We start from the raw sequence: 12895 nt of genomic DNA, 5'->3' as shown, positions 1-12895 counted from the left end.
TCATCGGCGACCCACCCGCGACCCACCAGCGAATCACCACCTAACGAACGGGAGGTCGGGCGCGTCGAGCGCGACGAACTCCGAGACGAACTCGTTCGCCGGCGACTCGTATATCTCTCGGGGCGTGCCGACCTGCTCGACGCGACCCTCGTTCAGCACGGCGACGCGGTCGCACATCACCATCGCCTCCTCCTGGTCGTGGGTGACGTAGAGGCCGGTGACGTCCAACTCCGCCAGTAGCGCGCCGATTTCCGTCCGCAGGCGCGCCTTCAGTTGGGCGTCGAGCCCCGTCATCGGCTCGTCCAACAGGAGGACGTTCGGCTCGATGGCGAGCGCGCGCGCCAGCCCGACGCGCTGTTGTTGGCCGCCGGAGAGGGTCGTCGGGTCGCGGTCGCCCATCTCGCCGATGTCGAGCATTTCGAGCAGTTCCTCGGCCCGAGTCTGTCGCTCGGGCTTCCCGACGCCCCGCATCTTCAGCCCGAACGCGACGTTCTCGGTGACCGTCATGTTGTCAAATAGGGCGTACTCCTGGAAGACCAATCCGACGTTTCGGTTCTCCGGGGGGACGTTCGTCACGTCCTCGCCGTCGAACCTCACCGTTCCGTCGGTCGGCGTCTCGAAGCCGGCGACGGTTCGTAACGTCGTCGTCTTCCCGCACCCCGAGGGGCCGAGCACGCCCAGAATCTCGCCGTCCGAGACGGTGAGCGAAACGCCGTCCAGCGCCGTCGTGTCGTCGTAGTCTTTCCGAACCGCGTCTAGTGTCACGTCTGCCATTAGCTACCTCTGGTGTCGAATCCGCGGCGACCGACCCGCTGTAGGAGGAGGGTGACCGCGACGATGATGAAAAAGAACATCGACACGGCGGCCGCCGCCTTGGTGAACGTGCTGTTCGAGATGTGGCGTTGCAAGAAGAGCGCCAGCGGCTGAGTGCCTTTCGCCCAGACGATGTACGAGAAGTTGAACTCCGCGGCCGCGAGCGCCCAGCAGATGATGGCCCCCGAGACGATGCCCGAGCGGGCGTTCGGGACGATGACCGTCAGGAACGTCCGCGGCCACGACGCGCCCAGCGAGCGGGCGGACTCTTCCAGTTGTCGGAGCGGCATCGACTCGAACTCGCTTTGCACGGCCATCACCATGAACGGCGCTTTCAACAGCGAGTAGCCGACGATGAGCCCGAAGCTCGTCGCCGAGAGGTCCGGGTACGCTCGAAGGAACGCGACGCCCAAGATGACGCCCGGAACGAGCGGGAGCACCGAGACGGCGTTGACCCACTCTTTGCCCGGGAACTCGTAGCGGGAGACCGCGTACGCGATGGGAACGCCGACGACGAGGTTGATGAGGACGCCGCCGAGCGCCAGCCCGATGCTGAACGCCAACTCCGCCGGGACCAACACCGAAAGCGTCTCGCCGCCGAGCGGGAGGCTGAACAGGGGGTCCCACCCCATACTGCGCTGTGAGCCAATCGTATCAGCGAGCCCCAGCACCGCCCGCCAGTTCTCGAAGGTGACGAACCCCGATGGGAGGACACCGGTCCAACTCGTAGCGAACGAGGCGACGATCGTGAGCACGATGGGCGCGATGAGGAACGCGACCGTCGAAAACAGGGCCAGCGTCACGGCCGACCGTCCGAACCGACGCGAGAGGGACGGCGTCATATGCCGACCTCCGCGCTGGTGTACCGGAGTCCGAGGACGGTGAACAGGAAGGTGAACGCGAAGTAGACGGTCGCCATCGCGCCGGCGACCTGCACGTCGTAGCCGACGCCGAGTTCCCGCGAGAGCTGGAGCGTCCAGACGACGAGCGTCTGGATGACGACGAGCGTCCCGAAAATAGCCAGCCCCGTCCGGAACGTGAGAATCAGCGCGCCGGTGATGCCCGGTCGAATCTGCGGGAGCGTGACGTGCCGGAACGTCTCGAACGGCGTCGCGCCGAGGGCTTGGGCGGCCTCCTCGGCGGCCGAGTCGACCTCGGCGTACGTCCCGCGGAGGATGAGCGTCGCGCGCGGCACCATCGAGTACACGAAGGCGACGAACAGCCCCGGGACGCTGACCGCAAAGGCGAGGTCGGTGGGCCGGCTCCCGGTGAGGGCGGCCGCGACCGCGGTGACGACGCCGTTGTTCCCGAACAGCACCAGAATCATGAACGCGGCGACGATGCCGGGGAGGCTGATGGGGAACGAGACGAGCGTGACGAGGAGGTCCTCGCCGGGGAGGTCGTACTTCTCGAGTGCGTGCGCGATGGGGACGGCGAGTCCGACCGAGACGAGCGTCGTCCCGGTGGTCAGCCACAGGGAGTCGAACGCCACCCGGCGGTAGTAGGGGTCCCCGAACAGCGTCGCGTAGGCGTCGAGCGAGAACCCGACCGACTCGTACTGGGCCGTCGAGACGCTGATGCGAACGACCTCGGAGAGGGGGTACAGGCCCGCGACGAGCAACAGCACCGAAAACGGCGCGCACAGCGCGACGATGCGGCGGTACTCGCGCTCTCGTTCGGTGACGGGGTTCGCGACGGTCTCGAACGCGCCGACCGCCCGCGCCGTGAGCGCCCGGAGCGAGAGCGGACTGTTCTCGGCGTGTCGGTCGGACATCCTCAGATGTTCGCGCCGCGCGTTATCTCTCGGATGATGTCCTCCTGCCGGTCGACCAACTGACCGTAGTCGACTTGGAACTCCGTCCGGTCGTACTCGGTAGGGTCGATGAACTCGTCGGGAAGCTCCAGCTCCGAGGAGCGAATCGGCCTGACGTAGGCGTCGAGGAACTGCTGTTGGCCCTCCAGCGAGAGGACGTAGTCCATGAACAGCTTGCCCGCCGCCGGATTCGGCGCGCCCTCCAAGAGCGCGTAGCCGTACGGCATGTTGAGCGCTCCCTTATTGCCGTTTTCGCCGCCCAAGAGCGCGACGCCGACGTTCTCCTCTGCGACCTCGTCGTTGTTGTACTTGAGGTCGAGCCCGGAGTAGTCGTACCGGACGAACGTCGCGTACTCCCCGCGGGAGAACTGCGCGAGGAAGTTGTCGGTGAACTCCGCGCCGCCCTCCTGAATCCGCTCGTAGTAGTCGATGACGGGCTGAAGGTCGTCCATACTACCGCCGCGGGCGTTGTTGACCGACAGCGCCGCCGCGAGTCCGACCGCCGCCTGCGGGGTCTGGAGCGCGAGGTCCTGCATGATTTCGGGCTGGAGCAGGTCCTCCCACGTGGTCGGCTCGTCGAGGCCGCGTTCCTCGTAGATGTCCTTCCGGTAGGTCACGGCCGTCGTCACCCGGCGAGTCGCCGTGACGTGCCCGTCGTCGGTCTTGAGCGTGTCCGGCACTTTGTCCCACCCCTGCGGCTTGTACGCCTGTGTAAAGCCCTCGTTCCGGGCGACGATGCCGTAGGTATACCCGCCGTTGTACCCGGAGTGGGTCATGTTGTTCGAGTGCGAGCGCATGTGCTGGAGCGCCTCGCCCGACGAGCGGTCGTCGTCGTGGACCGCCACGCCGTAGGAATCCTCGAACGACTGCATCAGCGACGGCCAGTTCATCCACCCGGACTGCACGCAGTAGAAGTACAGCGTATCGGGGAACGCGGTGGCCTCGATGTTCGTCTGGAAGTCCTGATACCCGACCTCGTACGTCTCCGCGTCGCCGCCACCGGAACCCGTCGCGTCGGCGTCACTCTCGGAACTACTCGTCGTCAGACAGCCGGCGAGACCCGCCAACGCCGCGGCAGAACCCCCGATGAAATTTCTCCTGGTTGATACCATCATTCGGGCAACACGACCGGCCGCTAAAGGAAATTGCTATGAGTCTAACGTAGCCGTTTCGACGGCTGAGACTCCAACATAGCGCTACAAAGGGAACAATAGGATACGGAGTCCCGCTAGTTCTTGAACGCGCCGGCGACGAGAAGCGGGAAGACGAGCGTCGCCTCGGCTTCGATTTGCGTGTAGTTCGTGTCGTGGTCCTTGATTTTCCCCCACGACACGGCCTCGTTCGGGGGCGCGCCCGACAGCGAGCCGTCGCCCTCCATCCCCGTCGAGATGTAGACGACGTAGTCCGCGCCGCCGCGGAAGAGGTTCGTCATGATGGCGTGGTGCTTGGGGACGCCCCCGCCGACGGCGATGAGACCGGTTTCGTCGGCGAGCAGCCCGTTCTGGATGAGCGAGTCGTAGTCGTCGAGAATCTCGATGCCGACGTCCTTGTCGTAGCCCTGCCGGTAGTAGTACAGGAAGTTGCCCACCTCGGCGTCGGTGAGCGCCGGGCAGTAGACCGGCACGTCGTTGTCGGCCGCCTGCTTCAACACCGAGTGCTCGTCGTCGAGCGTCTCGCCCAGCTCGCGGGCGAACGCCGTCGGCGTCCGCACCTTCTCTTCGGCGAAGAAGTCCTCAAAGAAGTCATAGAGGTACTGTTCGAGCCAGACGTACCGGTCGGAGGGGACGTAGATGTTGCCGAGGCGGTTGATGCCGCGCTCGCGGAGTTCGCCCTCGTCGGCGTCCCACGAGCCCATCTTGAACGGTTTCGCGGTCTTGATGACGTCCTCGGTCAGCGAGCCGGAGGTGGTGATGAGCACGTCCACGAAGCCCTCGCGGACGAGGTAGGCGACGGCCTCGCGCAGCCCCGACGAGATGATGTTCGAGGTGAACGTCAGGTAGACGGTCGCGTCCGCCTCCTGCATCTCCTCGGCGATGTCGATGGCTTCGGCGAGCTGCGTCGCCTGAAAGCCGGTCGTCGCGTACGCGTCGAGGAACTCGTCGAAGTCGAACGCGCCGTCGAAGTCGTAGCCCCGAACGTCGGCCGAATCGATGGCCTCGTCGCTTCCGGGGACGACGTGGTCGTGAGTGTCGTCTTCGGTCATCGGCTACGGGTCGCATCGGCGCGCTTGAATCAGTTCCGTTCGGTTCCGAAAACAGCGGACTGCGTGGGGGTGGACACCAATTCGCTCGGCGACGGTCACCGGTTCGACGACGAGTCGACGCCGCCGTCGGACTCCGGGCGAGTGTACCACCACGCCCACGCGACGAGCACGCCCTGAAGCGGCAGTCGGAGCCACAGCGCGGCGTCGGAGGGCTCCCGAAGTGCCGCCGGAACACCTTCGAGGACGATGTCGCTCGTCGCCATGTAGACGTTCGCGGGGAAGACCGCGACCAGTAGCGCGATGAGTCCCCACGCGGCGATGCGTTGGGTGCGGCGGAAGACGACGCCGACGCCGAGGGCGATTTCGGCGACGCCCGAGATGTACACGAGCGCGAGCGCCGCCGGGAAGACCGGCGGGACGACCTGCGCGTACGCGTTCGGCACGACGAAGTGCATCACTCCCGCGAGGACGTAGAGCGCGCCCATCACGTAGCGGAGCGGCGTCTTGAATCGGCGGAGTCGTTCGGCGGCGAGAGCCATTTCGAATCGACGTTGGACCGGCGGTCAAAGACGCTGTCGGCGTCGGCGACCCGGCGTCGATACCGAACCGGAGACCGAAACCGAAGCTTTCGAAAATCAATAGTCGTATAGTAATAATGTATGGAATATGAAATATTCGACACTAAACTTGAAGACTGCCGTTGTGAGATTGCGACCCCACTCGAACGTTCTTTCCGACCCGCCGTGACGGACGCGAGACGTTCGTAATCGAACTCGTCCCATTCGTCGTATCCGGTATTTTCAGCAGTTTCACACGTTTAACCGAGAGAATGTGTGCGACGCTCGCCCCGAAAAACCGCGCTACCGGGTGCGAGTAACCTACCGACGACGCTTGCACTTGAAAACGGATTCTTGAGCCGTAGTTAAGCCGTTTTCCGCGGATACTGTCGAGCGAGCCGAACTCGCAGTCGTGGTGCGAGAACGCAGTCGAAGCGGCTCGGGTATCCCGCGATCGACGGCGCGGTCGGTGCCTGATTTCGAGAGAGAACTCGGTGGGTGGATATATAAAATTTCATACTTGTTTTAGTATAACTTTCTGACTATTCTCTCGTCGAAGGCGATAGTCGAGCGCCCGATAGCCATTGAGCCGAACACGTTTCTACAGATGAATCGAGACGAGTGTCTCGGGGCTTGACCCCGAGGTGGTTCACACGACCGGACGACGCGGTACGCGCGAGTGACGAGTCGTACCGCCGGGGACCTGCCGGCGGGCGAGGATAACTACGGACAGTACGGTTCGATATATATCGCTACTAGCAATTGACTTGTAGGTGTTGTAGAGAACGTGGGCTATGTCCGCAGATGGACGACAGACAGCGGTGTTCGCAGAGACATTGATAGAGGGCTGTGAGAACATCCCGGCAGAACCGGCTCCGGGCGACTACGTCGTGGTCGACGTGACCCACTTCTCGGCGACCGTGGCGGAACTGCTCGCGCTCGGTGCGGAGTACGTCCACGTGACCGACGAGCGCGGCGACGAACCGGCGTATCGGGAGGACCACCCCGAGTGTCTCATCGGCGGCGGCAAGACCGACGACTACGAGCCGAACCCCGGCTACGACTTCTTCAACTCGCCGAGCTACGTCCAGCGACTGGACCTCGACGGGCGGCCGACCGCGATGACCTCCACGAACGGCGGGCGGGCGGTCTCGACGCTCCGCGAGCGCGGGGGTCCCGGTGTCGAGGTGTTCGTCGGCGGCTACACGAACGCCGCGGCGGTCGCGGACCTCTTGGAAGACCGCGGGCGACCGATAACGATCGTCGCCAGCGGGTCGAGCGGTCAGCCGACGCCCGACGACACGCTCGGCGCGGCGCTCATCGACGAGTGCCTCCACGGCGACGGCCTCACCGACCGCGACCGCGAGCGGTACGCGCGCCTCCTCGTGACGGCGAAAGGGCCGCGATACGAACAGAAACACGAGATTCGGCGGCGCGACCTCCACGAGTTCGAGACGGCCATCGACTCTCGCTCGGTCGTGCCCGTCCTCCGCGGCGACCGCCTCGTCCCCGCGAGCCAAGTCGATGTCTGAGGCGACGCCCGTCCAGCGACCGCGGTTCGGCGCGTCGATGGACATCCGCTACGCGGCCGACGTCGCGTCGTTCGCCGAGTTCCTCCGCGGGTTCGACCTGAACCACGTCGAACTCCGCGCGGGCTATCTGGACGTTCGGGCGGACGAGCGAGACGCCGAGCGCCTGCGGACAGTCGCAGACGAACTCGACGTGAGCTACACGGTCCACGGCCCGCACCTCGACGTCGCGCCCGGTAACGTCAACGAGCACCTTCGAGAGGCCGCGGTCGCGGCGACCGAAGAGGCAATCGAACTCGCCGCGGCAATCGACGCCGGTGGCGTCATCGTCCACGGGGGCTCGGTTCGGACTCGGTACCCCGAACACGTCCGCGAACACACCCGTGCGCAGGCGGTCCAGACGCTCCGCGAGTGCGCCGAGTTCGCCGCCGAGGCGGGGATTCCGGTCTGTCTCGAAAACCAGCGCGACAAACCGGGAACGCGTCGGCACACGGCGACGCCGGACCGCCTCGCCTCGTTTCTCGATGACGTCGGCGTCGACGACGAGTTCCTGAAGCTGACGCTCGACGTGGGCCACGCGAAGGCGACTGGCGTCGACTACCGGCGGTTCGTCGAGCGATTCGGCGACCGTATTCAGGTCGCACACCTCCACGACAACGACGGCACCGAAGACGCGCACGAACCGCTTCCATCGTTCCGGTCGGTCGCCGCGGACATCGATGCCCCGTACAACGTCTTGGAGATGAAGTCCCGAGCGGACGTCGAGCGTTGCGTCGGCGCGACCGACGCCTGACGGTCGACGTCGCCGCCACTCGGTTCTTTTTCGACGCGAACAGACACAGCCACTTCGGTAGCATCCGAACCGGCCTGCGAGCGCAGGGACCGAAGGGAGTCCGGGCGAACGACATACTGACGAGGTTGCTATGTACTGCCACCGATTACTCCACAGAGTACAGTCCGATATACAGTCGTACGCTGTACTCATACCAACGATTAAACACGTTGCTCGACCACCACCACCCGGATGGTGACAACGTCCAACAACTCGAGTAGTGCGTTCAGTTTCGACCATAGGGACATGATGGCGTTCATCCTCGTCATGTCGCTACACGGTCTGCAGAGCATGATTACGGAACTCCTGCCGGAGTTCTCGATAGGCGGGTTAGGCCTCTCTATCGGACCGTTCTGGTTCGTTGCGATGTCGGTCGTCCTTCTGTTCCGCTCGTTTTGGGCCTGTCTCGCGATTCCGGTCGGCGGCATCGTCTTCGGAGAGATTCTCATCGGTGACTTCAGCGCGCTCGGAGCGGTCGAGGGGCTAATCGTCGTCACGCTGTCGTGGTTCTTCGTGATGTCGCTCATCACGGACCCGAAAGACGTCAAGCAGATCGCGGCGCTGGGCTTCCTCGCGAAGGCGATGGAAGAGACCGCGGCGTGGTTCATCGACGTCGGGAAGTTCTACGTCGGCGTCGAAGAACTCGAAGCGATTTCGTGGCTCCCCGAGACCGTGTGGGCAACCGAGGGAATCGGTGCCCTGCTTCAGATTATCATCGCCGGCGTCGTCTTCGGGGCGATTCCGACCCTGTTCCTCTACCCGCGGCTCCGCGGGAAGATCGAACCGTTACTCGGCATGAGTCCCGTCGAGGGGCGCGACGGCCCGATGTTCACGCGCACGTCCCTGAAGCGACTGATAGCGTGGGTGGCGCTGATACCCGTCGCGTTCGCGTTCGAGACGCTGAGCGAGACCAGCGGTGGGCTCATCACGTTCACGCCGGAGTTCGTCGAAACGTACGGCCAAGCGTTCCTGTTCGTGCCGATCGCCATCGCGGCGGTCGTCTCGTTCGGGCTCGTCGCCTACCGCCAGCGCAAGGTCGACGGCCTGCAGGACTGAACCCCACCTCTTTGCTTTTATGAGTCGCAACAACATCGTCGTGGAGAACCTGACGTTTCAGTACCCCGGCGGCGACGAGGCGGTATTGCGCGACGCGAGCGTGACGATAGAGCCGGGCGAGTTCACGGCCGTCGTCGGTGGCAACGGAAGCGGAAAGACGACCCTGTGTAAGACGTTCAACGGGCTCATCCCCCACTTCTTCGAGGGGACGTTCGACGGGCGCGTCACCGTCGCCGGCACCGACACCCGCGAGTCGGACGTCGCCGAACTCTCGAAGACGGTCGGCTACGTCTTCCAGGACTTCGAGAACCAACTCGTTCAGGAGACGGTTCGCGACGACGTGGAGTTCGCACCCCTCAACCACGGGCTCGACGACTACGCCGAGCGGGCGACCCGCGCGCTCGAAACGCTCGGTCTCGACCATCTCGAAGACCGATTCATCTGGGAACTGAGCGGCGGCCAGCAACACCTCGTCGCGCTCGCGGGGGTGCTCGCGATGGACCCCGAGTTCATCTTCGTCGACGAGCCGGCCGCACAGCTCGACCCCCGAAACGCCCGCGAGACGTACGAACAGCTCCGACGACTCAACGAGGAGCGCGACAAGACGATAATCGTCATCGAACACCACTCCGAGTTCATCGCCGACTACTGCGACGAGATGGTGCTCGTCTCCGACGGCGGAGTCGCCTGGAAGGAACCGGTCGAGGTCGGACTCAACAGGCTCGACGACTTACTCGCCCACGACATCCACCCGCCGCAAGTCACGCAAATTGCCGACGGGCTCCCGACCGAGGTGGGAACCCTGCCCAGCGGTCGGTATCCCGTGACCGTCGACGAGGCGGCGACGGCGTTTCAGCCCGCCACGACGCGCGAGTCGCGGGCCGCGGTCGACGGCGGCGCGGTAGCGACACCCGGCGCAGGCACCGACGACGCGCCGACCGGCCGCCAGCAGGACGGGGACGCGCTGGTGACGATGCGCGGTGTCGGCCACGGCTACCCCACGCTTCGAGAGGGGTACAACCGCGTCCTCGATGGGCTGGACCTCGAACTGCACGCGGGCGACCGGGTCGCGCTCGTCGGTGCCAACGGCTCCGGCAAGTCGACGCTGTTGCGGTTGATGACGGGATTGGAGTCCCCGGACGAAGGGAGGGTGACGGTCCTCGGCCGCGACACGAGCGAGACGCTCCCCGAGCAACTGGCCGACGACACCGTCTACATCCACCAGAACCCCGAGGAGATGTTCGTCGAGGACACCGTCCGCAAGGACGTCGCCTACTACCTCGAGAACCGCGACGCCCCGAACGTTGACGAACGCGTCGACGAGATTCTCGCGTATCTGGACCTCGAACACCTCGCCGACCGCGACGGCCGCCTGATGAGCCTCGGCCAACAGCGCCGCGCGTCGCTCGGCATCGGCCTCGCGACCGACCCGACGGTCGTCCTCCTGGACGAACCCACGGGCAGTCTCGACCTCCAGAGCCGTCGCGAAGTGACCGGAATGCTCCGGAAGGCCGAGAGCCGAGTCGAGACCGTCGTCGTCGCCTCGCACGACCTGCAACTGGTCGCGGCGTGGGCCAACCGCGTCCTCGTCATGGGCGGGGGCGAGGTGCTCGCGGACGCGCCGCCGGCGGCCGTGTTCTCCGACCCGGACCTCCTCGCGGAGACCGGTTTGCGACAGCCGCAGGTGGTCGAACTGAGCCGGCGACTCGGGCTGGAATCCCCCGCGCTCAGCACCGACGCGATGTGCGAGACGCTGGCTCGTTCGCTCGACGGTGACGGGCTCGCAGACGGCGGTGTCGGCGACGTGGGTGGCGACGCCGAGTCGGACGGAGGGACGCGATGAAGTACGTCGACGCGTTCACCGACATCTCGGTCGCCGACATCAAGGTCGACTTGATGCGGACCGCCTACGACAACGAGGACGCGCTGTTGAACAGCTTCGACCCGCGGGTAGTCCTGCTGTGGACCGTGCTGTTCATGATTATCCCGTGGCTGTTCTACGACACGCTTCCGCTGGCCATCCTGCTCGCGGCGGCCTTCGCGCTCGCCGCGCTCTCGCAGGTCAGCAAGTACCTGCTCGCGTTGCTCCTGTTCGGCCAAGTCACCAACGTCGGCTTTTTCGTGGTGTTGGTCCCGATCATCGGCGGGACGATTCGGGCGGTCGGTCACTTGGGCGAGAACGCCGGTCGGGTCGTCGCGGGCGTCATGGCGGGCGACGCGAGCGTGTTCGCCGAAACCGGAAGCATCGTCGCGGCCGCGGTCGGCCGGGGTATTCACACCGCCACGACCAGCCAGGAAGTCGGCATCGACGCCGTCGGGGCGCTCGTCCCGTTCTTCCTCAAGCTCACGATTATCTCGGTCATCAGCCTCGCCGTCTTCTCGGCGATGAGCCCGCAGAAACTCAGCAAGGGGATGTTGCGCTTGGGCGTCCCCCGACAGCTCACGTTCGCAATCGCGTACGGCTACCGGATGATGCCGCTTCTCGTCGAGGAGTACCACGCGCTCATCAACTCCTTCCGCCTTCGAAGTAAGGTCCCCGAAAAACAGGGGCTGTTCAGGTGGCGCTACTTCTACTACCTGCTGACGCTCTCGGTCAAGGCGTTCTACCCGCTGATTTTCAACGTGGCGAAGCGCTCGCGGGTCACCGTCGAGGCGATGGAGACGAAGGGCTTCTCGCGCTCGCTGGGCGACGAACGGAGCCAAGCGCTCCGGACCGAAGGCATGATGATTCGGACGCGAGACGTCACGTTCGTCTTCGGGTCGTTGCTGTTCGTCGCCGCGGTCTGGGTGTTCACCTGACGGGCGCCCCCAACCGCCGGACTATTTTCGACTCTATACGACTATCGAACACCTCGTTCCGCTCCCGAGCACAAAGTGAGGCAGACAATCCACATAGCAACCACTTCATCGGTCATCGCCGTCAACGAGAGTATGCAAGCGAGACAGAAGCCGCCGGTCGGACGCGGGAGACGCTCGGGGCGTGGTGAACCGAAATGAAACCCGAAACCCGGACGCGAGGAGTCGATGACGACGAATCGGAAGCAACGGGAGAGGAACCCGCGGGAGCCGCACATCGATACCTCCCGTGGGCAGTCGCCGCCGGGTCGGCAGTCTCGGTCGTCGTCCAGGTCGTCGCGCTCCCGCCGGACCCGGAGACGACGGCGCTCGACCTCGTCGGCGAAGGCGTCGTCGTCGCCGTTCTCTTCGCGTGTCTGTTCGTGGTCCGACGAGTGCGCGACCCGTCGGTATTCTACCCGCTGGCGGGCGGCGTCGCGGCCTCGTCCCTGTTCGCGCTGACCGACTTCCTCGACGAGTTCGTCGAACAGCCCGCCTGGTTCAGCTACCTGTTCGAAGACGGCGCGCAGGCGGTCGGCGCGGTCCTCCTCGCGTTCGGCCTCTATCGGTGGACCATCGCGCGCCAGCGACGAGAGACCGAACTCCACCAACAGCGCGAACAGCTCGCCGTCCTCAACCGCGTCCTCCGACACGACATCCGCAACGACACGCTGGTCATCCGCGGGTGGGCATCGGTCATGCGGAAGGAGGCGGGGTCGGCGGCCGACGACCGACTGGAGAACATCGTCGCCGCGAGCAACGGCATCATCGACCTCACCGAGAGCACGGCGCAGTTCACCGACGTGCTCACCTCGGACCGAGCCGCCGACCTCGAACCGAAGCCGCTGGCCGAGACCGAGCTTCAGAAGCTCCGGGCCGGGCACGACGCCGACGTGGTCGTCGTCGGTGACCTCCCCGAGGTGAACGTCCTCGCTCACAGCATGCTCTCTGCGGTCTTTCGAAACCTCCTCGTCACGGCCGTCGAGCGGGCGGACGCCGAGCGCCCGCGCGTTCGCCTGCACGCCGAACGCGGAGATAGCACGGTGACCGTCCGCATCTCCGACGACGGAACGTCGTTCCCCGAGGACGCCCTCCTCGACGCGGGCGAGACCGTCGCGGAACCGTCCGACTCCCGGACCGGTCTCTCGCTCGTCGCCGCGCTCGTCGAGCAGTTCGACGGGAGCATCGCGGTTGAGAGCGACCCCGACGGCGGTACGACCGTCGCAGTCACGCTCAGAACCGCCGCAGACGCGACGA

Annotated in this window: 12 protein-coding genes; 6 read left to right on the top strand and 6 right to left on the bottom strand. The window is 65.3% G+C overall.

All coding sequences use genetic code 11. From position 1 onward, the window contains the following. Positions 1 to 33: 33 nt before the first annotated feature. From C441_RS04680 to C441_RS04655, 6 genes are all read right to left on the bottom strand, one after another. The gene (locus tag C441_RS04680) at positions 34 to 774 is read right to left on the bottom strand and encodes an ABC transporter ATP-binding protein (protein WP_007274053.1); all 741 of its coding nucleotides are present in this window, start codon (positions 772 to 774) and stop codon (positions 34 to 36) included. Beyond that, a complete protein-coding gene (locus C441_RS04675; protein ID WP_007274052.1) occupies positions 774 to 1655 on the bottom strand; it encodes an ABC transporter permease in 882 nt (293 codons plus the stop codon). Before C441_RS04675 ends, C441_RS04680 begins: the two co-directional genes overlap by 1 nt. Continuing rightward, the gene (locus tag C441_RS04670) at positions 1652 to 2587 is read right to left on the bottom strand and encodes an ABC transporter permease (RefSeq protein ID WP_007274051.1); all 936 of its coding nucleotides are present in this window, start codon (positions 2585 to 2587) and stop codon (positions 1652 to 1654) included. Before C441_RS04670 ends, C441_RS04675 begins: the two co-directional genes overlap by 4 nt. A gap of 2 nt (positions 2588 to 2589) precedes the next feature. Beyond that, a complete protein-coding gene (locus C441_RS04665) occupies positions 2590 to 3693 on the bottom strand; it encodes an extracellular solute-binding protein (RefSeq protein ID WP_007274050.1) in 1104 nt (367 codons plus the stop codon). A 161-nt stretch (positions 3694 to 3854) separates the two neighbouring features. Continuing rightward, positions 3855 to 4829 (bottom strand): deoxyhypusine synthase, encoded by a 975-nt coding sequence (locus C441_RS04660; RefSeq protein ID WP_004971841.1) that lies wholly within the window; start codon positions 4827 to 4829, stop codon positions 3855 to 3857. Between the two features lie 95 nt (positions 4830 to 4924). Then, positions 4925 to 5368, bottom strand: coding sequence for a DoxX family protein (locus C441_RS04655; RefSeq protein ID WP_007274049.1), 444 nt, complete (start codon positions 5366 to 5368; stop codon positions 4925 to 4927). A gap of 812 nt (positions 5369 to 6180) precedes the next feature. Between C441_RS04655 and C441_RS04650 the strand changes: the two genes are divergently transcribed. The 6 genes from C441_RS04650 to C441_RS04625 form a co-directional block, all read left to right on the top strand. Beyond that, positions 6181 to 6918: a 2-phosphosulfolactate phosphatase gene (locus tag C441_RS04650; protein ID WP_049920441.1), complete on the top strand. Its 738-nt coding sequence runs from the start codon at positions 6181 to 6183 to the stop codon at positions 6916 to 6918. Beyond that, positions 6911 to 7708: a sugar phosphate isomerase/epimerase family protein gene (locus tag C441_RS04645; RefSeq protein ID WP_007274047.1), complete on the top strand. Its 798-nt coding sequence runs from the start codon at positions 6911 to 6913 to the stop codon at positions 7706 to 7708. The genes C441_RS04650 and C441_RS04645 overlap by 8 nt, the downstream gene beginning before the upstream one ends. Before the next feature lie 231 nt (positions 7709 to 7939). Beyond that, on the top strand, positions 7940 to 8803 hold the full coding sequence (locus tag C441_RS04640; RefSeq protein WP_229722641.1) for a hypothetical protein: 864 nt from the start codon (positions 7940 to 7942) through the stop codon (positions 8801 to 8803). A 19-nt stretch (positions 8804 to 8822) separates the two neighbouring features. Continuing rightward, on the top strand, positions 8823 to 10646 hold the full coding sequence (locus tag C441_RS04635) for an ABC transporter ATP-binding protein (protein ID WP_007274045.1): 1824 nt from the start codon (positions 8823 to 8825) through the stop codon (positions 10644 to 10646). Then, positions 10643 to 11602 carry an energy-coupling factor transporter transmembrane component T family protein gene (locus C441_RS04630; protein WP_007274044.1) on the top strand — a complete coding sequence of 320 codons (960 nt, stop codon included), beginning with the start codon at positions 10643 to 10645 and terminating at the stop codon, positions 11600 to 11602. The genes C441_RS04635 and C441_RS04630 overlap by 4 nt, the downstream gene beginning before the upstream one ends. A gap of 194 nt (positions 11603 to 11796) precedes the next feature. Further along, on the top strand, positions 11797 to 12895 hold a 1099-nt coding region (locus C441_RS04625), incomplete at its 3' end, for a sensor histidine kinase (RefSeq protein ID WP_007274043.1).

The sequence above is a fragment of the Haloferax sulfurifontis ATCC BAA-897 genome (assembly GCF_000337835.1).
GTDB lineage: Archaea > Halobacteriota > Halobacteria > Halobacteriales > Haloferacaceae > Haloferax > Haloferax denitrificans.
The sequence above is the reverse complement of the archived record's forward strand: the minus strand, read 5'-3'. Positions and strand labels throughout refer to the sequence as shown.